Origin of the sequence: Proteiniphilum propionicum (assembly GCF_022267555.1) — a bacterium.
In the GTDB taxonomy this organism is placed as follows: Bacteria; Bacteroidota; Bacteroidia; order Bacteroidales; family Dysgonomonadaceae; genus Proteiniphilum; species Proteiniphilum propionicum.
In genome coordinates, this window is sequence record NZ_CP073586.1 from 1,682,181 (window position 1) to 1,706,482 (window position 24,302).

15 protein-coding genes are annotated in these 24,302 nt (G+C 40.0%); 14 read left to right on the plus strand and 1 reads right to left on the minus strand.

Translation table 11 applies throughout. The features are described from left to right. Positions 1-87: 87 nt before the first annotated feature. From KDN43_RS06860 to KDN43_RS06905, 10 genes are all read left to right on the plus strand, one after another. Positions 88-3,141, plus strand: a complete 3,054-nt coding sequence (locus KDN43_RS06860; RefSeq protein ID WP_238869037.1) for a lipase/acyltransferase domain-containing protein — start codon at positions 88-90, stop codon at positions 3,139-3,141. A gap of 4 nt (positions 3,142-3,145) precedes the next feature. Beyond that, on the plus strand, positions 3,146-3,766 hold the full coding sequence (locus KDN43_RS06865) for a hypothetical protein (RefSeq protein ID WP_238869039.1): 621 nt from the start codon (positions 3,146-3,148) through the stop codon (positions 3,764-3,766). A gap of 13 nt (positions 3,767-3,779) precedes the next feature. Further along, positions 3,780-4,112, plus strand: a complete 333-nt coding sequence (locus KDN43_RS06870; protein WP_238869041.1) for a hypothetical protein — start codon at positions 3,780-3,782, stop codon at positions 4,110-4,112. A gap of 28 nt (positions 4,113-4,140) precedes the next feature. Beyond that, positions 4,141-5,238: a M12 family metallopeptidase gene (locus KDN43_RS06875; RefSeq protein WP_238869043.1), complete on the plus strand. Its 1,098-nt coding sequence runs from the start codon at positions 4,141-4,143 to the stop codon at positions 5,236-5,238. A gap of 495 nt (positions 5,239-5,733) precedes the next feature. Continuing rightward, a complete protein-coding gene (locus KDN43_RS06880) occupies positions 5,734-7,056 on the plus strand; it encodes a C10 family peptidase (RefSeq protein ID WP_238869045.1) in 1,323 nt (440 codons plus the stop codon). Between the two features lie 18 nt (positions 7,057-7,074). Further along, positions 7,075-7,737, plus strand: coding sequence for a hypothetical protein (locus KDN43_RS06885; protein WP_238869047.1), 663 nt, complete (start codon positions 7,075-7,077; stop codon positions 7,735-7,737). A 51-nt stretch (positions 7,738-7,788) separates the two neighbouring features. Beyond that, entirely contained in the window at positions 7,789-9,255 is a 1,467-nt protein-coding gene (locus tag KDN43_RS06890) for a C10 family peptidase (RefSeq protein ID WP_238869050.1), read from the plus strand. Next, positions 9,242-9,940 (plus strand): hypothetical protein, encoded by a 699-nt coding sequence (locus tag KDN43_RS06895; RefSeq protein WP_238869051.1) that lies wholly within the window; start codon positions 9,242-9,244, stop codon positions 9,938-9,940. Before KDN43_RS06890 ends, KDN43_RS06895 begins: the two co-directional genes overlap by 14 nt. A 6-nt stretch (positions 9,941-9,946) precedes the next feature. After that, on the plus strand, positions 9,947-10,603 hold the full coding sequence (locus tag KDN43_RS06900; RefSeq protein ID WP_238869054.1) for a hypothetical protein: 657 nt from the start codon (positions 9,947-9,949) through the stop codon (positions 10,601-10,603). A 51-nt stretch (positions 10,604-10,654) separates the two neighbouring features. After that, entirely contained in the window at positions 10,655-11,071 is a 417-nt protein-coding gene (locus KDN43_RS06905) for a hypothetical protein (RefSeq protein WP_238869056.1), read from the plus strand. Positions 11,072-11,210: 139 nt separating this feature from the next. On the opposite strand, the gene KDN43_RS06910 is transcribed toward KDN43_RS06905, so the two are convergent. After that, positions 11,211-13,517, minus strand: coding sequence for a T9SS type A sorting domain-containing protein (locus KDN43_RS06910; RefSeq protein ID WP_238869058.1), 2,307 nt, complete (start codon positions 13,515-13,517; stop codon positions 11,211-11,213). Between the two features lie 866 nt (positions 13,518-14,383). Between KDN43_RS06910 and KDN43_RS06915 the strand changes: the two genes are divergently transcribed. From KDN43_RS06915 to KDN43_RS06930, 4 genes are all read left to right on the plus strand, one after another. After that, positions 14,384-15,799, plus strand: a complete 1,416-nt coding sequence (locus tag KDN43_RS06915) for a DUF4099 domain-containing protein (protein ID WP_238869061.1) — start codon at positions 14,384-14,386, stop codon at positions 15,797-15,799. 59 nt (positions 15,800-15,858) lie between these two features. Next, a complete protein-coding gene (locus tag KDN43_RS06920; RefSeq protein ID WP_238869063.1) occupies positions 15,859-17,961 on the plus strand; it encodes a type IA DNA topoisomerase in 2,103 nt (700 codons plus the stop codon). 238 nt (positions 17,962-18,199) lie between these two features. Further along, positions 18,200-18,640: a DUF1896 domain-containing protein gene (locus KDN43_RS06925; RefSeq protein ID WP_238869064.1), complete on the plus strand. Its 441-nt coding sequence runs from the start codon at positions 18,200-18,202 to the stop codon at positions 18,638-18,640. Next, positions 18,627-24,257, plus strand: coding sequence for an N-6 DNA methylase (locus KDN43_RS06930; protein WP_238869066.1), 5,631 nt, complete (start codon positions 18,627-18,629; stop codon positions 24,255-24,257). The genes KDN43_RS06925 and KDN43_RS06930 overlap by 14 nt, the downstream gene beginning before the upstream one ends. Positions 24,258-24,302: the final 45 nt, after the last annotated feature.

Genomic DNA, 24,302 nt, shown 5'->3' on the forward strand with positions numbered 1-24,302 from the left:
TGATATTAAATGCATCTATACAATATATATTGTATATATTTATATGTGCTATAAGAATACTTGATTAGAAATTTAAAAATTACCGCAATGAATTACAGTAAAACACTTAACCAGAAACATCAATTGGTAGTTTTATTGACTATCTTGATCAGTCTTTGTATGGCATTCTCCCTATATGGACAAGAATTCCCACAAAGCAATGACATGCGCAAATCTCTTGACTTCATGTTTGAGCATTTAGACAGAAATTCTGTCCCAAAGGGTCTGCTAAGAGATTATGCGGTTGAATATGAAGATCTTGATCTTTTTACCGGTAAAGTCCCACTGGACGATGATAATATCGGAACAGTAGTACGCTTTGGGAACTTACTTAAAACTATTAGCTCTTCTGCAGTAAAAGTAGACCCCTTAGAGGGTTTTGAAAACTCTATCAAAAACATTAAGAAAAATAATTCGGGGGAATTGACTCTGGGAATTATGCTTTATGAATATGCCAGAATTAAAGCAACCGCTTTGACCGACGGAATTATTCGATATGAGAATGGACAAGTATACAATACTAATAAGGCAGAAAGTCCATATCAGTTAGAATATGTATTTGCAGGATCTTGTCTGGAAACTTCAACTCAACAATCGAATGTGACTTTTACTCTTCCCTCCGCATTATTTCTTACAAATTGCAACATAAAAAATATGGAAATTGATTTTGGTACAGGCTATAAAAATATCAATCCAAATGAAAAAGTAAAAGCAAGTTTGAAATCTGGAGCCAATAAAATTGCCATAAGAGCAACATTACAAGATGGTCAAATTTTATCTGCTCATACTATTATACAAGTAGAAAACTTAGATTCAGAAATTCAAACACGTGCCACGACAAATAGTTTAGTTGCTAATCTTACTACAACCATCCAAGGTCAAAACTACCGTGGAATATCCACTTCTGCTGAAATAACAGTCAGCTATGCTCCGGGGAACTACTCTCTTAAGAAGCCCTTAATCATAGTAGAAGGATTCGATCCACGGATTGATGCTGGAACTCCGCAAGGAAGTTGGAACTTTAATAGGACTGCGACTGATCCAAATATTTATGATTTAAATAAGAATTATGGTTATGATATTGTTTATGTAGACTGGGTTAAGTCACAAGAATACATCCAAGCCAATTCTTATACACTAAAAAGTGTAATAGAATGGGTTAATAGTCGTAAATCCGGGAATGAGCCAAATGTTATAATTGGCCATAGTATGGGTGGATTAGTAGCAAGATATGCACTTAAAACAATGGAAAACCAAGGTGTTAGACATCAAGTTTCGACTTACGTAAGTTATGATTCGCCGCATCTCGGGGCGCATGTTCCTTTAGGAGTACTTTACGCTTTTCATGGGATCCTTGATTTTTTAGATGGACATAATGTATTGGATGCGCTTCTCTCCGAATTTACCCCTGCAAAAGAATATATCAATCTCGGTAAATCAATGGCCTATTCAACTGCTGCTCAACAAATGTTAGTACACTTTGTAGACCCTGCCGGTAACTACAACAATCAGGAACATGCTCATTGGCAAAATGAGCTGAAAACGCTGGGTTTTCCGAAAGGAGATTTGGGAACAAGTTTTAAGATGCTTGCAATTTCGAATGGGAATTATGGACCGGTTAATGTTCCTCCATATTATCTACAAACTAATTTTTCTGGAGGCGTAGGAGGAAATACATTCTTGCGAAGTATTTTAGGACTCGCAATTGGCATTGGACTAAATGACATTGTAGCCGGACTTCTCACTGTATTGCCAGGAAGAACCGGACTTGATGTAACCTTTAATGTATATCCTGCACGAGCGAGCGGTGACTTGGTAACTCGAATCAGGATGCAATACAAAAAAACATTTTTGTGGATCGTCCCCATATCAAAGAATCTGTTTTCTTACGATAGGAGCTATCAAGGATCACATTTTTATGATACATATCCAAGTTCATATTATGGACTAATGCAAGATAATAAGGGCTTACCTATTACAGAGAAAGATAAAATGGGTATTCCTCTTATTTTTGATTTTGGTTATGATGTAAAAATTACTCCGCGCATTCCGTTTGTGCCTAATTCAAGTGCTTTAGCTTATGGAGATGGTATAAATATCATTCCTGCAAATTTCCTTTCACCGCCTCAAGGAACATCCTCCCCTTTTGGAGAGAATTACTTTACACACTCGGACATTCGTTCACATTCGATTTTTACGGATGATGCTATGGACTGGATCACTCAAAGGCTATCTACTTCAATTGTGGGACCTAAAGTTGGTAGTAATGGAGCAAAATATAGCTTATCGAATACGACAGGAAGTGTAACCTGGAGTAGCAGCAATACTTCCATTGCGACGATTAACTCAAGCGGTATCCTTACAGTTAAAGGTACTGGTATAATCACTCTTAAAGCCCAACATGGGGGGCAATCATATAGTCAAATGATAATGGTTGGAATGCCACGTTTTATACTTAGTGCTTCACATGAGCCTGGTGGTTATGAGATAAATACCGAATGTATTGATACTCAATTTAAAGATCATTTATCAAGTCTTAATGGAGTTTTAAAATATAATTGGGGAGTGAAATACCCTAACCGGGAAATTCGTTGGCTTGAGACTGATGCGCCTAACTTGAAAATAGAGTTAAGAGGACAAAATGAAAAAGTTATTGTGTATTTGGAAGTAATTGATGCTCTTGGAAATAAATCGGCACTGCAACATATTGAAATAAATTCACAAGATGTATATGTTGCTGAGAATCAAAATTTATATATCGATGCACAAGGTGTATTATACAAAGAGAATAAAACGAAGTATTTATATAATTCAGCCAGATTATACATTTCTTATAGAGCAAATATCCCCGAAAAATACAAGGAAAGAGAGTGGATGGCTACAACCACAATGGTTCTAAGACCCATTAGTGTTTCTAATGTTATAGATGCTCGTAGTGGAGGCCCACTAATTAAAAATATACTTCCTCAAGATGAATTAGATTATATTAAAAATAATTCTACTAATAATCAGGTGTACAGATATACTTTAATATTGTTGAATTATAATAGTAGGGCAATTCAGTTTATACCGGTAACATTTACGTACGTAACTAATATATAATATTATGAGTGAATATAGATTTATAATAAAACACATTGTTTGGATTTTCATGCTTTCCACTTTTATGTGCGGATGTGAGAATGAACTTAAAGGATACGAAAAAATAGTTGGCACTGCAACAATCAACGGTAAGGATTATAAAGAGTCAACTTGGTGGGCCTGGAATTACAAAGGATATCCTTCGTCCATGAGACTATTTGAGAATTATAATGTATTTCATTTCTTGGTAAGATTGTCACCTGAAATATCCGGAGAACCCTCGTATTCGATTAACTTCTATGTATATACTAAAGACAACCAATTCAAAACTAACGAACCGTGTCAAATCGATTTTTATAAGGAACTGGATGTCGAATCTTTATACTGGGGAGATGTAATACCTTATTTTTCTGAAAATAGAGATAAAATTCTCGTTGAAGATGCAGATGGTATGGCATATGCAATATCTAGTACTTCTGATGTTCCTATACCTTTAAATGGCGAGTTAGTTTTAGAAAGTATTGATTCTCAATCAAAAGTTAGTCACGGATATTATTCTTTTACTTCTCCTGAAAATGATTCAGAAAGACTCGTTGTTAAAGGAAAATTTGAGACTGTTTCGGCTATTATTAATCGCGTATATTAAAAATTATTTTACTATGAAATCAAAAAATAGAATTCAGTATTTCCTTATTGCCATAGTGGTAGGATTTGTATTTTCTTGTAAGGATGAATTGCCTCGTGAAGATCCGGATATTTTACCTCCGGAAGAGAGAGTATCTATTGAATCTGACAAAGAAGCACTTTATAGATATCAAACTAACAAGGATATCATTCTTCATGGTTTAATTCAATACGATGAAAACAAGAAGATTTACTTTCTTGATGCTTCTGAAAATGATATCAAAGATTTAGGGATTTCGATTGAGGCTTATCAAGATGGACTATTACGAGTAGAACAATTGAACCAAATTAATATAGAACGTCAATGAGTTGTTTAATTTTTAAACTATTAAGCGTATGAAAACATTATTTAGAACATGGGTTGTAACCCTTTTAGTATTCGCAGGTATATTGTATTCCTGTTCGGATGAAGATTATCAGTCTTTGGATGATCTCTCCGCAACTGGTGAAGTTGAGTATAAAGATGCTCTCGATTTTATCGCGACGCTATCACCTCAACAGCAAGAGAATCTCGAAAAAACTGGAGATATTTTTCTTCCAGAGCAACGAAAGGATTCTTGGAACGATATTATAGCTGAAGATGTCCCAACCCGTTGGGGCGTTTTCGATAATCCATTCAAGCCGCAGACTAGAGCTGCCGGGATTTGGGGGTCGTATCCGGCGCAGTATTGGACAATGATCAGGTTGAAGACTGCAGTCCTTAGCTCACGAGTGAGGGATGCTATTAATGCTGCAGTAGATGAAATTGAAACCGAAACTAATGTGAGGTTCTACAATTCACAAAATGACCCGAAATATTATGAACCAGGCCATATTGAATTTCCAAACGTTTTTATTGGATATTCAAACGGTAATAACGAGGGTAGTGGCAGTTTTGGTTTAGTCGGTGGTGAACAGAAGATTTTTGTTCCGCGTGACTTTGATAATCCGAGTCTATATACGGATGAAGAAGTTATTGCTTTTTTGATGCATGCTTTTTGTAATGCTGCCGGTATGTTCAATGAACAAATGAGAAAAGATAGGGACAGTTATGTTAGTATTAACTTGAACAATGTGAAGGACGGTTGCAAAATTCAATTCACTAAACAAGACAAAAACTATACGATGTTGGGGAATTTTGACTATAACTCTATAACATTGGCATCTTCCAAAGCATACAGTAAGAATGGACTTAATACAATAACTAAAACAGGGGGAGGTCTAATAGCCAAAAATTATCATCTTTCGCAGATCGATAAAAACTTCCTGAATAATTTTTATGCGCCTTATATAGCACGAACTGATCTTTGGACTGAATTGGACACCAAAGTTTATTATAACGGTAGAATTCTTACAGAAGCAGAAAGATTGGATTTGCAAAGACAAATGAATCAACAAAGAGGTTTATATGGTGAACCTCCATCGGGTTTTCGCATAGAACGTCAACCGTGGTAGTTATATCGTCTTATTATTGATCTGAATCAGGTGCAATCATCTCTACCTTTAAAGATAGGCTCCGAAAGTAACAGTCCTGTTTTTCAAAAGCAGATTTTAATGCCTGTATAGAAGAACAGGGCTGTATTCTATGTTTGAATGGATTGTAGGGTAAATCCTTTTTTTGATCTTCTAAAAGATTGGAACGTAAAACCCAACGAAGGAGCCGTAACGTCACACAAAATATATCATTTCTATGAAAAGGTTGTTTAAATATTCAGGAAATAGAGCCATCAGCACCCATCTTAATAGTTAGGATGTATTTATAATTCTAAATTGTTAATCTTTACAAAGCATTTTTTTGTTATTTATTATAAATAAAATATAATTTAGAGGTTATTCATGCAGGGTAATTGGCATTAAATATATTTATGCAATATATATTGCTTATATTTGTATATTCTATAAGAATATGTGATTAGTATATAGAGTAATAAACACTTTAAAAAAATTCTTATGAGAAATTTATACAAGTTATTCGTTGTTTTTTTCATTGCTCAATTTATCGCATGTAGCAATGATATTATTAATGAAATAAGTGTCGATCCGGAAGACGGCACTGTCGTAAACATGTTCAAAGTTTCAGAAGATGAAGCTAAGGAAACGTTGATGTCCTTTTTAGATCAATTTGATTCTAATTCTACAAACGGGGTGCGAAGCACATCCCAAAGGACAATCAAGGATATTCAAGCCTACAAAGTCACTCCATCCTTAAGATCTTCTTCAGATTATGACTATGAAATACCTGATGATGTGGAGACACTATTCTACCTGATTAATTTTAATGATGATCAAGGATTCGGGATTGTGTCCGGCGATAAGCGGACTACGCCTGTCCTTGCTATTATCGATGAAGGGGGGTTGTCTTTAGATACTCTCTCGAGAGTTAAGAATGATGGATTTCTAATGTTTTTGGATCAAGCAATGGAGATGCAAATGCAAGAAATGGAAATGTTTGAAGACAATGGCGGCGGTGGTGGCGGCGGTTCATCCGGCTCTTCTACAACTGTCGTTTTAGATCTTCCTGTTAGATTGAGGACAAAATGGAGCCAAGGTGCACCTTATAATAAGTTTGCTCCTAATGGCGTTGCCGGATGTGTAATGATAGCTGCTGCACAGGCATTAGGTCATTTTCAAACAGTAGGGTCTGTGCAATGGCAACACAATAATTCATACGGATCAAGTGTAATAAATTGGAGTCAAATTATTACGAACAGTGAGGAAAATCTTGGTGGTTATGGAAGGCTTCATGAAACATCACAAAACCATCTTCAATCTGCAATCCAGGTTTCTCATTTGACGCGCTTTTTAGGTGTAGTCTTAGATGCTGACTATAAGAGTGACGGGAAAACAGGTGGGGATACGGGAGATGCTGTAAAATATTTAAAAAATTGGTGTAGTCTTTCATCATCAACATCTTTAAAAGACTATAATGTTCTTGCGGTTAGCAATGCACTCATTCAAAACCCAAATTGTCTTATTATGGCAAGAAGCCATGCCAATAGGACGAATAGATTCTTAGGTTTGATATATACATACGAAGACGGGCATGCCTGGATCATTGACGGAGTAAGAAGAATACGGTATAATAGTAGTGGTGCTATTACCGACTACGTGCATTGTAACTGGGGGTGGGGTGGTAGATGTGACGGATATTTTGTAAGCGGGAGCTTTAACACACAAGTACGCCCTAATTTTTTAGGCCCTAACGATCAAAGTACGACACCTTCAGAATATAATTTTAGATATAATAAGGAGTATGCTATCCTTGCCAGATAACTTTAAAAAAAAGAACCTATGAAATTTAGTAACAAATTTATTAATGGAATATTTTTGGCCGGATTGCTCCCTTTCTTGTCTGGATGTGACAAGAATGAAGCTGTATATGTATATACACCAGAAATAGAAATTCAATATGTTAATACAGAGGGGAATATTTTATATTTCGATAAGGATGGAAGTATCTCATATTTTGACAAAGATGATTATTATTCGCAGATAAAGAATATAAGCGAAGAAGATTTTCTAAAGACATGCCCAATGGAGATCTTATCATTTACGAATGAAATTGGCATCCCTATAGAATATAGATTAGATTACAAGACAGGTTATTTCTTCAGATTTAGCATTACAGAAAATGAGGGGCGAAAAAGTGAGTACAGTTATATCATTAAATATAAAATCCCGTTTATTACCGGAGATTCTGTCGAAGAATTAAGGGTTACGCTCAAAGACAAAAACGGAATTCCGGATGGATGGTATAACTGCCAATATAATGGCAAAGACATCCGTGTTTATACAATTGACGAACTTTTTCCGGGTCAAAATGATCCCCAACGTGTTATTGATGAAGAAGAAGATTATCGCAGAGAGAGAGAAATGCTGTATAACGGAGATTTGGTGGCTGCGGATGGCGGTGAAGGTATTAGCTTAATACTACCTGTTGATTTTGTACCGTAATATATTTTTATCTTAAAGTACTGTTACATTATAGTTTAAAATTTTATTAGTATGAAAACAAACCTATCAACAATCGGACTTGCTTTCTTGTTTGCAATTTTATTACAGAGCTCCTTTACAAGTTGTAGTGAGATGGATAATCTGCTATATACTGATGATATGGAAAGAGATATATCTATTGGCGATTCGGATAAGAAAATAACAAATCTGTCCAATCAAGATGAAACTCTGTATAAAGTAACCTTGGACGACGCAAAGAATCTTTTAAAGGTACTTCAATATAATGAGCGTTCAAAAATTGAAGCGTTCGAGGTAAATAGAGACACACTCCTGTATATAGTCAATCACAACAAAGGATGGACTATTATTGCAGGTGACAAAAGAATAAATCCAATCATTGCAGAATCTGATGAAGGAATGCCTTTAAAATCCTCTACCAATGAAAATTTAATGACATGGATAGACAGCTACGCTGATGCACTCAGAGTTTTCCAATCGGGTGATACTCTATCTATTAAAACAAACAATAAGGTCACAGAAAACGAATACACGAAATTGTGGTCCAAAATCTCTCCGAATAAGCCAAAAGTTGACTTGGAAACGACAAAATCGGTTACATACAAATGGGCTGTTGTGTCTTATACTTACTTTGATCGTGAGACTTCTAACATAGTGATACCTCCTTTGATATCCACAAAATGGGGGCAAGGATTTCCATGGAACAGCAAACTTCCGATAGATACCAGCAATGGCAACTCACAGTGTCCAACCGGGTGTACCGCTGTATCTGTAGCACAAATTATTTACTATATGCATAACTTTCTTGGTAAACCGACGGGATTGTATCATAATATATCTATATCGTCTACATCCATATCAGGAGAAACATCAAATATTGGTTTTTCGCGGTCGAATTTTGTATCCAGTTCCACCCGGTGGAATGATATGGCTTTACGTCGTAACAGTTCTGGTAATACAACTTATGTTGGAGATTTGATGTTGGATATAGGCAATAGGCTAAATATGAAATATTCTGGAAATGGAAGTGGTGCCAGTATCTCCAATTCTGGCCTTTCCAACTACAATCTTACATGCACGGAGTCAGACTACAATTACCAAAAAATAAAAAATAACTTACAGAATTCCAAGCCGGTAAACATAACGGCTTACCGTAAGGATGCTTCTGGTCAAAAATTTGGGCATTCATGGATAATTGATGGACTTGCGACCAAGACACGTTATTATATAACAAGAAAACATTTTGAATACACTGAAAACTGGATGCACGAATCAGAGTATTATGATACTTTTGACCAGTTGAGGGCAAAATATAATATTAACAGTGAATATGATGTTATTTACGAAGAACAAAGTAGTACGGGAGAATACCTGCTTATGAATTGGGGATATGATGGAGATAACGACAATGGCCTTTTCAGCAGTTATCCGGACGCAACATGGACATATTTGGATAGAGAATATAAATACGATAAGAAAATTCATTATGACTTCAGGTAGAATTTTTATTTATTTGTTTACAGCGATATTAGTGATGTCCTGCAGCGGCGAAAACGATACAATAGTTGGAAATCATGGATGGCACTTGAATTACATTCATCGGCCGGCTGAGAGTTTAATAGCCTATCACAATGATTATTTGCCAAACATCATTGACACCACATGCGCAGATTTACATATCTTTGTAACAAGTGCTCTCAAAGTACAACCAGGCTATTCCACACCTCACCACTATTCCATCGATGGAGACAAGGCGATTGAGCTGCAACTTGCAAACTTTCTTGATCCTGATAATGACAAGTACACTGGCGATGTGCCTATTCCTGTAGAATACAGAACAGAGGCTTGCAAGTCTATTCGCATCACCATGTATGATAAGAACGGTTCATTCATATCTGATATAACAGACCAGGCACGTTTCTTTTATGTCAGCAATCCAAATTCCCACTCGGAAGTAGGAGAAAATATTATCATCAATTCTGAGAAAAAACTGTTAGGCAAAATTAAGATAGGAACAACCATAAAAGAATACTTGTCCGATAATCCCCTTGTGTTTGCTGAAGCTCATTTTATTTTTGACGGAATTGACAAGGAAAGCTTCTCGAATGGAAATTATGCAAAAGTTGAAATCGAATTGAGTAACGGAATCATATTGACATCTTCTTCTTCCATTCGTGGAAAATAAGAAACTATGAAATTTAGAAACAAATTCATTAATGGAATATTATTAGCCGGATTGCTCCCTTTCCTGTTCGGATGTGACAAGAATGAAGCCGTATTTGGGTATGCAAAAGGAATAGGAATTCAATATGTTGATAAGGAAGGGAATACTTTATATTTCGATAAGGATGGAAGTATTTCATATTTTGACAAAGTTGATTATTTTTCTCTGAACCTGAACGAAGAAGACTTTTTAAAGACCTGCCCGATGGAGGTTCTATCATTTACGAATGGAAGTGGCATCCCTGTAGAATATAAATCAGGTTACAAGTTGGGTCATTCGTTCGGATTTGGCATTATAGACAATGGGGAACGAAAAAGTGAACACAGTTATATTATTGAATTCAAAAATCCGTTTATTACCGGCGAATCTGTGGAAGAATTAAGGGTCACGCTCAAAGAAAACCACGGTATTCCGGATGGATGGCATAACTGTAAATATAATGGCAACGATATTCGTGTTTATACGATTGAAGATATCATTCCGGATACTCATAACCCCCAACGAGTTATTGATGAAGAAGAAGATTCCCGCAGATGGACAGAAATGCTGTTCAGCGGAGATTTGGTGGCGCATGAAGTAGATGGATCTATTCTTGTAATAATACCTGTTGATTTTGTACCGTAATACATTCTTATCATAAAGTACTGTTAGATTATAATTTAAAATTTTATTAGTATGAAAACAAAAAAGCAAAGTATCGTTTATCTTTTAATGACGTTTCTATTATTTTACTCTTCAACGTCTGTTCTAAATGCACATTCCGGTAGTAACAACGAAGCCAACACTGACATCCAAGTCAACATTGACATCCAAGCCGGTACTCCCATCTATATGCGATTAAATACAGGTACGCGCCCTGCATATGTTTATTACACGGAAGCAACCAAGCATGAGTCTTCAATTGATGTAATCGTTTATAACTGGGATGACGAGGCTGTGGTATACATTGAAGGAACCAATATTTTTTATAGTTTTAATGTTAATGGAACGGGTTATTGTGGCATAGATATTTCGAGTTTGACTAAAGGAAGGACGTATAACCTTATTGTAGATTTAGGCTCAACGCAATATATTGGTACTTTTGTGAAATAAATGTGAGTTTTACTAGTAATTTATTAATCGTGTAAGTCGGAAAATAAAGTAGTACCATCTACTTTATTTTCCGACCTTTTACACTTCTACCCGAAAGAACGGCTCGACTGTTGACAGATTCCAATCGTAGGACGGACGTTTATATTACCAGTACTTTCTTTGACGAGACTGTGCCATCTCTGGTTCTGACTTTTACTATATAGACTCCTTTGGCCAGATTTGCCGATGAATAGGATGCTCTATTGATACTGATATCGGTTGTTTCTTGATGAACTTTTATCCCTGAAGAATAGAAAATTTCCCATTCGATTAATTCATAATTCGATTCGATAAATATTCGTTTTACTTCATTGGAATGGTAGACCACCAGTTTGGGTTGTTCTTTTTCTGATTCTACTGATGTAGAAATATTGCCAATTACATAAGGTGCGATCAGTAAAGTGGTGTTGACCGGGTTTTCAATATTCTCCGACGATTTTACCCATCCTAACCCGTTTTTCATCCATGCCGTGGAGACAAGCCCCGCCCCGGCCTTTCTGGGTTCCGCATTGAATGCGGCAAAGCCGGAAGGTATTCCGCTTACATCGTAATAGGAAATATAAAATGTACCTGAAACGGATACGGGTTCGTTAAACCGGATATAGTTTTCTACACTATGCCTCATATTGCGGGGGGCGACCGGAAAGTCGTCGGTATTGCTGAAATACGCAAAACTAAAGTTGTAGGGCTGTTCGTAAAGAAGTCGTTCCGGGCCGTTTTCCCCAGAATAAACCCTGATCCGTATGTTCATATTCTGGATATGACTGGTGGATGCGGAAGAGAGAAAGACTCCCTGTAGCGGTACACCAGTCTTAGCGTAAAACTGCTCTGCAAACTCCGTGTACCCGAAAGTATTGTTGGTTGCGAACAGGGGAACCGATTGAAAATGGGATTTCACCGCCTCGTCATCCGGGTTGAAGTTGTGGCTTTTTGTGTAAGGTTCCCGGATATAGGGATTAAAGCCTCCTGTCTGTGTGGCTTGTGCCCCCTCAGGAGCAAGATAATAGCTGATCGGATTCGAATTATCGAGTGATCCCTCCACGTTCCAGAATTTGGAGAGAGAGGCATAAGAATCCGGACCTCTGGGAGATGAACACATCGATATACCGCCTGTAAGTGTCCCCAATACCCTTTTTTCCCTGTCCAGCAGGGGTGATCCTGAGGAGCCCCCTTCTGTGGCTCCGTTGTCCCATCCCCCTACTTCCCAAAAGGAGTTGGGTTCTGCCTGGTAATTATTGGGAAGAGTAAACGAACCGAGGCGTAGCCGGTCTTCGTCTATTGCCACTTTCTTGATCCCTCCGTTGGGGTGGTGCAGGCCATGGAACGGTGCTGAGGGAGAAGAGCCGGCATTCCATCCCAGATAATAGGGTTGGTATTCTGCCGGAGGGATCTCTTTCAATCTGAGCAGGGAGATATCATGCCTTTCGCTAATCAGTACCGAATCGGCCGAAGCCATGGTCATCTGTAACGGGCCGCGGATATCGATATCGCACAACGGTGAATTGTAATTGAAGAATGCAACGATGCTGCCCGCTACTTTATCATAAAGCCAATTCTCGCTTTGACCGAAATTTTGCCATTTGTTATAATAGTCATTCTTTTCGAAGAAATAACTGTTGTTGAGACAGTGTGTGGCGGTCAACAGGTAAGGAGTGGCATCCTCCAATGTATTATTCACAAGCGCTCCTGTGCAGTAGGTTGTCCCATTTATGATTAATCCCACCACACCACTTCCCGGTTGAATGTCTTCGGGGAAGCAGACCAGATTGGGATGGCAGCCTTGTGCGGGATCATCTGGTTCGGTCGCTCTGAATAAACCAGTAAAATCGTGATTTACTTCACCTATCTCGACTAGTCCCGTGAATAGGGGCTGCAAAGGTTCCTGGTATTCTACGATTAACTCATCACCTCCGACGGGCTGAACGGGAAGCATGTTTAACTCACTGTTGTTTCTTTCAGTATATGATCCCAATATCTCCGACTGGTCGGTGTTGTAGACAAACAATTGTGCCCCCGGAGGTAATCTGAATTTAGAGAAGAGGATATTTATTGAGTAGGCGTCTTTAGAGCGGATTCCTACACGCCATACTTTCATATTATCTGTGGTAAAGATGATACCTGAGTTCTCGGGTCGAAGAAATGTATGAAACTTATGGGCAAACTCTAAACTTTTAAGATTTGCATGACCCTGTTGGGATTGTCGTAATGTCGCTTGGATGTTGAATGAAGGCATTTCCACAAAAAGGGCAGCCAAGGGACCCGCCGACCTTGCCCCTGAGCTGGCATGAAGTGGTAGAGGCTTGCCTCCATGACTAATCTGTCCCGAAACCGTATGGAAAAGGAAACAAAGAATAAATAGAAAGACGCTCTTCAGAATAGGATGGAAAGCGTAGGGAACACTTCTCATGAATAAGAATTAATTTCACGTTTTCGTTAAACTAAAGAGCATAAGGTAAACTCGCTTGCATTATGCCATCGCAAGAAAACGATTATATAATGCGGCAATAAACATCCCCCTTTCTCTAACCGCTAACATTTTAATTATTGCACAATATTAAAAAAAATACATATACAATCCAAATTGTATTTTAATAATGTTTGAAATTTAACTTGTAAGAGGACTGAAAACAAACAAATGACATTAAAAACTAAATCAAACTTTGTTTGATTAGCAAACAAAGGGTCGCAATATTAAAGTATCCAGTTGGATCTGGAGAATATTTTGGTGTCTATATAGGTAGTTGTTTATATTGGTTTAATGATTTTCCGTTGCTCATATGTCTTTGCCAAAAACAGTTTAAACGTTTCGCGGAGTATTATTTCTTTGGTTTTTTTCCACTCATTCCCATTACATATAGTTTAAATTTCAATAATCTTATATGTAAATGCTTATTTCACCCCAAATGTATACCAGCATTTCATTTTAGAGGGTACCACTCCAAGTATACTTTTTTCTTTTTTTTGAGAATCTCTCTCCCCATAAAATAAGGGAGTTATAAAAAAAAATTTAATAAACCAGATTAAAAAGTATACCACTTGAGTGAAATACTGGTATACTTCATGATTAATATATACAATTTACTCAATCTCAAAGTATGTATACCGGAAAGAAATGAAGTATTTTTAGCAAAAGCCTGCTCACAAATATAAAAGTCATACACTACCATTCTAACGCCACTTATTACCACCTCATTCTGCTCTTTCATAAATTGACAGGATTCATTCTAATTTCGTCCAGCATTACTATTGATGCAATAATTAAACGAATAAATCATGGACGAAAAATTAAAAAACAAAGAAACGCTTTTGGTCGTCAACAAAAATGACACCAATAACGTAAAAGCAGTAAAAGGTGTAGATACCAACGGCAATCTTGAAGCCGTAGAACCTACAGAAGCAAACCAGGGGCAATTCATCCGGATAAATGAAAAGGCTGGTATTCTGGAAAACTTTTTTTCTAACCTCAAACGGGAATTTCAAGATCCCACCCATTTCAATTTCTTCCGCTCACCGATAGAGAAGATTGAAAATATCGCTTCTGCCTTAAAAGAGATGTTTAAAGACGAAGAGAGTAATTCCGTCTTTTTATTCGAAAGCCGTGTTAATCCGGACGACTTCAACAAACAACAGAAAACACAAGACCAGACTACCGAATACAAGCCCGTAGACGAAAGCCGTATCAATTGGGGACAACTGGAAAAACTCGGAGTCACCCGTGAGTTGCTGGAAGAACAAGGCAACCTCAAAGCCATGCTCAACTGGCATAAATCCCCCAACCTGATACAAGTTAATCCTACTTTCGAAGGTATTTCATTTCAGGTACAGGCACGATTGTCCTTTGAGGAAAATCCCGATGGATCTATCCGATTGAAAGCAGACAGCTTTCAATCAGCTCCTTCCCTGGACACCCCGTTTCATGGGGCTATGCTCACGGATGAAGACAAGAAGAACCTGCTTGAAACATACAATGCCGGAAGAATTATTGACCTGACAGGTGATAAAGGAGAAAAGATTTCCTCATTCGTTTCGCTGGATAAATTAACCAACCGTTTAGAAGCTATTTCAGTCGACAAAGTCAGCTTCAATGAAACCCTGAAAGGAGTAACCCTTACCCCCGAACAATCACAATCGTTATACGAGGGAAAAAAGACCCTGATCGAAGGCATGACCTCAAAGAATGACAGGCTATTCGACGGTTATGTCCAGTTTAATGCCGCAAAAGGATCGCTGGACTTCAGCTATGAGGGATTAGACCGGAACCGCTACAGGCAGGCACAGGACGGACAGGGGCAATCCCAAAGGGAAGAACAACAGCTGAGGATACCTCAAAAGTTAAAAGGTGTGGACCTGACTCCTGAACAACAAAACTCGCTGCGCTCCGGGCAGACGATCTATGTGAAGGGCATGACCGATGGAAAAGGAGAGTTGTTCAATGCCTATGTAAAAACCAATGTCGAAGAAAGCAAGCTCAATTTTTACCGTTGGAATCCGGACAATGCCAAATCAACGGCAAAAGAAGTTACCCCTGTCAATGAGGGCCGTACACAAGTGGCGGTTAACGGTGGCAAAACAGACGAAAGCCTGAAGAATGTAAAAGAACCCGTTAAACAAGGCCAGAATGCTCCGACAAAAGAACAGGAACAAAAAACAGTTCGCCCGTTGAAGAAATCCGGTGGTGTAAAAATGTAATGTGTAATTCTTTTCATAACAAAAGGTCTTTGACCACCACTAAAAATCCATTTTAAAAAATGAAAGTAATCATCGCAGAAAAACCCTCGGTAGCCCGTGATATAGCGGCTATCGTTGGTGCAGGTAACCGAAAAGACGGCTATCTGGAAGGTAATGGGTATGCCGTTACCTGGGCATTCGGACATCTGATAGGACTTGCCATGCCCGAAGAATACGGTATCAAAGGTTTTCAAAAAGAAAACCTGCCGATACTTCCATCCGATTTTAAGTTGATACCCCGCCAGATAAAGGACGGTAAGGAGTACAAACCTGATCCGGGAACGATGAAGCAACTTAAGACCATCAAAGAGTTATTCGACAAGAGTGAGCGGATCATAGTTGCTACTGATGCGGGTAGGGAAGGATGTTTGATTTTCAGGTATATATATAATTACTTGAAATGTAGCAAACCGTTCGACCGTCTTTGGATCAGTTCTTTGACGGATCAGGCTATCCGTAAAGGTCTGGAAAGCTTACGGCCCGGAAATGAATACGATAATTTATACGATTCAGCCAAAGCACGTAGCCAGGCCGATTGGCTGGTAGGTATTAATGCCTCACAAGCCCTGTCGATAACTGCCGGACAGGGAGTGTGGTCATTAGGTCGTGTCCAGACACCCACGCTTGCCATGATTTGCAACCGATACCTCGAAAACAAGGATTTTACACCACAAACCTATTTTCAGGTAAAACTCCATACCGCAAAAGAGACAACCCAATTTGCCGCGATCTCCACGGAACGCTATAACAGTAAGGAAGAAGCCGTCAAAATCTTAGCATGTGTCCGCTCTGCTGAATCCGTGAGTGTGCTGAATGTCGAAAAAAAGGAAGTTATTCAGGAGCCTCCTTTGCTCTATGACCTGACTACCTTACAAAAGGAAGCGAACAGCCGCTATAACTTTTCTGCCGATAAAACCTTATCGGTAGCACACTCATTGTACGAGGGAAAGTTGATTTCTTACCCGAGGACCGGAAGCCGGTATATCTCTGAAGATGTATTTGCCGAGATACCCTCCCTTATCAGGCAACTCTCCGGATATAACCGGTTCAGTGAGTATGCAGAGTCATTATCGAAAATGACACTGAACAGGCATCCGGTAAATGACAAGAAAGTAACCGATCACCATGCCCTGATCATTACCGAAAATATACCCGGTGACCTGTCAGCAGATCAACGCATCCTCTACGAAATGATTGCCGGCCGTACGCTCGAAGCCTTTTCTGGTAAATGCGCCAAAGAGAATACCGCCGTTACGCTTGACGCAGACGGTATACACTTTGCCTGCAAAGGGAGCACCGTGCTGCTTCCCGGTTGGCGTGCCGTATTCGGCACCGCCACAGAAGAAGCAAAAGAGGAAGAGATCTGCGTACTTCCTGTATTATTGAACGGGGATATCCTTCCCATCAAGGAAGCAGAAGTATTGGAAAAGCAAACCAGGCCCCGACCGTTACACACCGAGGCCAGTTTACTCTCTATGATGGAAACTGCCGGAAAAGAACTTGCAGACGAGAGCGAACGCGAAGCCCTCAAAGAATCAGGTATCGGAACGCCTGCTACACGTGCGGCTATCATCGAAACACTTTTCTCCCGTGAATATATTGTCAGGGATAAAAAGTCCCTTATTCCCACCAATAAGGGACTGGTCGTCTATCTGGCAGTCAAGGATAAGAAGATAGCCGATGTTGCCATGACCGGAGCATGGGAAAGCGCCCTTAATAAAATTGCCACAGGTGAAATGAATGCATCCGATTTCCACAAAGGGATTGAAGTCTATGCCGGGCAAATAACATCCGAACTTTTAGATATGCAACTGGAGCACAAAGACGAAAAGGTCAAATATACCTGTCCCAAATGTAAGAAGGAGAGCGTCGTGTTGTTGCAGAAAGTAGCCAAATGCAGGGATGAAAACTGCGGCTTTATTATTTTCCGTAATAAAAGCGGAAAAGACTTGGGAGATAAACACCTCATTGACCTGCTGACAAAAGCAAAGACTTCCCTGATCAAAGGTTTTACAAGCAAAGCGGGAAAACAATTTGATGCTTATCTCAGGTTGGACGACACATTGAAGCCTGTATTCGAGTTTGATAATACAAGTGTGAAAAAGAAAAACGGGAAAAAATAAACCAATTACAGATGTTGTTATTCATTTTCTGTAAATAGCATTATCTTTGCCACTAAGAATCATAGTCATTACGAAATTGTTTTTTGTTTTAACTATGGATTTTTAGTGGTGCACTCGGAGAGGGATCTCCGGGTGCTTTTCCGTTCTATCCTTATCTTTTTGTCATAAACATTCGTTCCACCCCGGACAAGAGAATTTCTAAATGGTCTATAGGCCACCACTAAAAATCCATAAACATATGAAACAAGTACAATCACAGGGTTTGTCATATTACAGGCTCTCCCTACTTTCCTTTCTAAAAGAGTCACATCCCCAGTTATTATCAGACCGGGATTTTATTGTAGCCAGAAGCGACTCGGCCGCCGAAGCTTACAGTGAAGCGGTAAAATCAGGATTTAGCCATATCCATGCGGAAGAAACGGCGAACAATATGCTGTATGAAGGTTTGCATTTCTCCCTGCTTGACACATTGATTACCATCCTCTGGAACGAGTTTTCCGTGGAGATCCCCGAAAGCCGGGCAAGGGAATTCGCCCTGTTGCTATTGCCAAGATGCCATGACCTTTCTGAAAAATGTACCTTATCCGATGATTTTCTAAGCTCTCCCGAATTTGATCTGCTATACACAGAGTTAACAGGTTTCATCTCAATCTATATCGAAGAACATGGCTTACAATAAGAAAGAGCACCTAAAAGCCAATATAGATGCGATCAGGACCGTGTTCATGTTGGAAAAAGAAGGGAGAAAACCTTCCGTTGAAGAACAGGCTTTATTGAAACAATACGCAGGATTCGGGGGACTTAAATGTGTCCTGAATCCTGCAAGCTCCCTCACAGATACAGTCCATTGGGCAAAGTCGGAACTGGAACTTTTTCCGTTGGTGGCAGAATTGCACCGTGTCCTTAAAAAGAATACGGCAAATGAGAATGAGTATAAACGCTATATGAACAGTATCAAGAATTCTGTGCTTACTGCGTTCTATACGCCTCCCGGCATTGTCAATACGTTATCTGAAACATTGCGGAATAGCGGTATCATCCCGAAACTTGTACTCGATCCATCGGCCGGGACAGGAGAATTTGCACATGCTTTCCATCAGGCCGCAAGCCATAAGAGTGAATTGATCTGCTTTGAAAAGGATATTTTGACGGGAAAGATGTTATCGGCACTTACACCAGGGCATAAGGTAAACATCGAAGGATTCGAAACCATTGAAAACCGCTATAATAACTATTTCGATGTGGTCAGTTCCAACATTCCCTTTGGAGACATGAAGGTCTTTGATGCAGTCTTTATGAAGCAAGATCAGTTGCACCGGGATTCTACCCGCGCCATCCACAACTATTTTTTCATAAAGGGAGTGGAATCGCTTCGGGAAGGAGGTATCCTTGCCTTTATCACCTCTCAGGGAGTGATGAACTCTCCAAACAATACGCCTGTCCGTAAATGGCTGATGGAAAATACAAACCTTGTATCAGCTATACGCCTGCCTAATAACCTGTTCACCGATTATGCAGGCACAGAGGTCGGTAGCGACCTGATCGTATTGCAAAAGAATACAGGTAAAGATCCGAAGCTCAGTTTCTGGGAGAATCTCTTTGTCGGTACAAGCCAATCCGAAGTGACGGGGATTTATAACAATGATTACTTCTATAATTTCTCAAGGATAGTACAGACAAAGGCATCTATCGGTACCGATCCATACGGTAAACCTGCACAGGTTTTTATTCACGAGGGAGGAATCGAGGGGATGGCTGTCTATATGCGAAAGATGCTGGAAAGTGATTTTAAAAGCTACCTGGACCTGGATTTATATAATGGTCATACTGTCATCCAAAAGCAATCGGAAACAAAAAGTACCGCACAACTCGATAGAGAAGAACATTCACATGGTTTTGGAGATACCTTTTCCGATGACCTTAATCCCCTTTGGCAGACGGATGACCTCGATCCCTTTTGGCAAGCTGTTGAAGATCATTGGTTCCCTGACGAAAAAGAATTTTGGAATAAGAAAGTAGAAACTGTTGCCAAAGTACAACAATCCGTTACGCAGGAGCCATTAATTACGCTTTATGACCTGTTCGGCTTTACCGAGGAAGAACGCTCACAGGTAAAACCAGTCCGTGGAGGAAAGAAAAAGGCTGTGCTATCCAAAGGAAAACCCAGACAACTCAACATGTTTTCATCCAACGGGCAATCTTCTGCAAATAATAACAGGGCAACTGTCTATCCAGTTTCCGATGCACGGAAGGACGAACAACAGGAAAGGCTCCGGCAGGAACAACGGCAGAAAGAAGAGAAACTCTCGTTTGAAACACGTCCTTTTACCGGGGAACTCAAAGAATACCATAAGGCAGGCTCGCTGGTGGAAGATCAGGGACAAATAGGTTATCTAAAGGAACGCTACCGTGATGGAAGCACGTTTCAACCTTTGAATCTTCCTTCCGCCCAACGATCTAAAATCATTAGTTACATTGAGGTCAGGGATTTTTATCATGAATTGTATAACCATGAGGCCAAATACCTGACGGTATATGAATCTTTGCGGAGCAATCTGAATCTGGGCTATGATAAATTCGTGCGTCACTTTGGCAACCTGAACGACAAGAAAAATCTGGATGTCATCAAAATGGATGCGGGAGGGAACGAAATCCTATCCCTTGAACGTGCTATTGACGGCAAATTGCAAAAAGCGGATATCTTTCACGGGCCTGTCGCTTTCAACCCGAATGATTTGAAAGCAGCCGGCACTTCTGACGAAGCTTTGATCGCATCACTGAATAAGTACGGTGAAGTCCGTCTGGACTACATGGAGTCCCTGATGACAGATAAAGATAGGGAAGGGCTCATATCCGACCTGCACGGACGTATATATTTTAATCCGATCATCCGGAATTACGAGGTGCAAGACCGTTTTATAGCAGGGAACGTTGTCGAGAAGGCTGAACGGATCGAAACATACCTGCAAAACCATCCGGACGACCTTCCGGCACAGGAAGCCCTGAAAGCCTTGCAGAAAGCCACGCCTGAACCCATCCGGTTTGAACAGCTCGATTTTAATTTCGGGGAACGGTGGATCAAAATGTCCGTTTATGAGGATTATATCAGTAAGTTATTCGAGGCTGATGTAACCATAGATTATTATGCTTCCCGTGACGATTTTACGGTAAAGGCGAATAAGAGCAACCTGATCATCAACGAAAAATTTGCCGTTCAGGGGGAAAGCAAGCTCTATACGGGTATGCACCTGCTAAAACATGCCTTGCTGAATACGACCCCCAATATTACCAAAACGATTACGGTAACCGATCCTGAGACAGGAGAACCCAAAGACGTTAAAGTGCCTGACGGTCAAGCCATACAACTGGCCAATACAAAGATCGACGAAATCCGTAACGGCTTTAGCGACTGGTTAGACCAACAGTCCCCCGAATTTAAAAATAACCTGGCGGATATATACAACCGAAAATTCAACTGCTTTGTCCGTCCGCAGTATGACGGATCACACCAGTTTTTTCCCGGATTGGACCTGAAGGCGCTCGGTATCCCCGACCTGTATCAGTCTCAGAAAGACTGTGTCTGGATGATCAAGCAGAACGGAGGGGGGATCGGAGATCACGAAGTGGGGGCAGGAAAGACCCTTATCATGTGCTGTGCAGCCTATGAAATGAAACGTCTGGGACAGGTGAACAAGCCGATGATTGTCGGGCTAAAGGCGAATGTACACGAAATTGCGGCAACATTTAAAACGGCTTATCCCAATGCCAAAATACTTTATCCCGGCAAAGAAGATTTTACGCCAAAGAAACGGGTAAAAATCTTCAATGATATTAAAAACAACAGTTGGGATGCCGTTATCCTGACACACGACCAGTTCGGTAAAATACCCCAGTCACCGGAAATGCAACAGCAGATATTTCAGGCAGAATTGGACTCTGTAGAAGAGAATCTCGAAATATTGCGCAATCAGGGAAAGGATATCTCCAAAATGATGCTCCGGGGATTGGAGATCAGGAAACAGAATCTGGAGGTAAAGTTAAGCAAGCTTGCCGACCAGATAAAAAACCGGACAGATGATGTGGTGGATTTTAAGATGATGGGTATTGATCATTTATTTGTAGATGAGAGCCACCAGTTCAAAAATTTAATGTTTACCACCCGCCATGACCGTGTGGCAGGTATGGGAAACCCAGAAGGAAGCCAGCGGGCTCTTAATATGCTCTTTGCTTTGCGGACCATTCAGGAACGCAGTGGAAAAGACCTGGGAGCGACATTCCTGTCGGGAACAACGATCTCAAACTCCCTAACCGAATTATACCTTTTATTCAAATACCTTCGTCCAAAAGCTCTGGAAAAACAGGGGATCAACTCTTTTGACGCCTGGGCAGCCGTTTTCGCAAAAAAGAGTACCGACTATGAGTTCTCCGTTACCAACCAGATCGTACAGAAAGAACGCTTCCGATACTTTATCAAAGTACCGGAGCTGGCGGCTTTCTATTCGGAAATAACTGATTTTAGAACAGCTAAAGATATCGGTATAGACCGTCCCGAAAAGAATGAAATCCTCTACAATATACCCCCGACACCACAGCAGGAAGTCTTTATAGGGAAACTGATGAAATTCGCAGAGACGGGGGATGCCACTATCTTGGGACGAGCCAAACTGACAGAGAAAGAGGAAAAGGCAAAAATGTTGATCGCAACGGATTATGCCCGCAAGATGTCGCTCGATATGCGCATGATCGATATGGCATACGGTGATCATATTGATAATAAAGCATCCCATTGTGCGGCAAAGATTACTGAATATTACAATAAATATGATTTCCAGAAAGGAACTCAGTTTGTCTTCAGCGATCTGGGAACGTACAAACCCGGAGAATGGAGTCCTTATAGTGAAATAAAGCGTAAGTTGGTGGAAGATCACGGGATACCCGCCCATGAGATACGCTTCATACAGGAGGCCAAGACGGATAATGCCCGCAAAGCTTTGATCGCCGGTATGAATGAGGGACGTATCCGTGTATTGTTCGGCTCAACCAGTATGTTGGGTACAGGGGTAAATGCGCAAAGAAGGGCTGTCGCCATTCATCATTTAGACACCCCCTGGCGCCCCTCTGACCTGAATCAGCGGGATGGGAGAGCCATTCGCAAAGGGAATGAAATTGCCAAATTATATGCGGATAACAAGGTGGATGTTTTGATTTATGCAGTAGAAAAGAGCCTTGATTCTTATAAATTCAATCTGCTTCAAAACAAGCAGTTATTTATCAACCAGCTAAAGACAAATAATATGGCAACACGCACCATTGATGAAGGCAGCATGGATGAAAGTTCGGGTATGAACTTTTCCGAATACGTAGCCATATTATCCGGTAATACCGACCTGTTGGAGAAGGCAAAGCTGGAAAAGAAAATTATGGCTCTGGAGAGTGAACGGCAGGCATTCAACCGCAGTAAGTCTTCGGCTATCTACAAATACGAAGATGCTACCCGCAGTATTGACAGCAACAATGAAATGGTTGCCCGTATGTCAAAAGATCTCTTGGCATTTAACGATAACGTGCAAATTGTTAGGGATGGCAATAAAATGAATCCGATCCGTTTGGATAATCTGGAAAGCAAAGATCCAAAGGTCATCGGCGAAAAACTGAACCAACTGGCGAATAATGCCCGAACCAATGGTGAGTATTTTAAGATTGGTGAGCTATACGGCTTCAAAATCCTTGTCAAAACGGAGGAAAGCCTAAAAGAAGGCTCGCTGTTCAAAGACAACCGTTTCTTTATCGAAGGGGAAGGAAACATCAAGTACAGCTATAATAACGGACATATCGCCGTTGATCCGCTTCTGGCATCAAAGAATTTTATCAATGCTTTGGAGAAGATCCCGAATTTGATTGAAAAGTATAAGGCGGATAACCAAAAGTTGGAAAAGGATATACCCGTACTCAAAGAGGTGATTGATTCCATTTTTCGTAAAGAGCCGGAACTAAGGGAACTGAAGTCCGAACTGGATTCACTGAGTAGGCGGATCAACCTTTCTTTGGAGAATAGAAACAAGCCGGATGAGCAGATGCTGCAAAATACGACAGATTCAATGAATGGGATTTTGCCTCAGCATAATTCCGACCTAATTGATCCTGTGTCGGATGTACGTTCCGGACAACCTATGAGCCTGAAAGAGATTATCGATGCAAATAGGGATCGCATAATAATAGCCTCTGTAAGCAAGCCCGATGAAAATATGGAGTCCAATAATATGAAGCAAAAAGTATCGAAAGGGATAAGAATGTAGTTAATTATAAAGAATCCTGCCTTGTTATCACAACAAAACAGGACT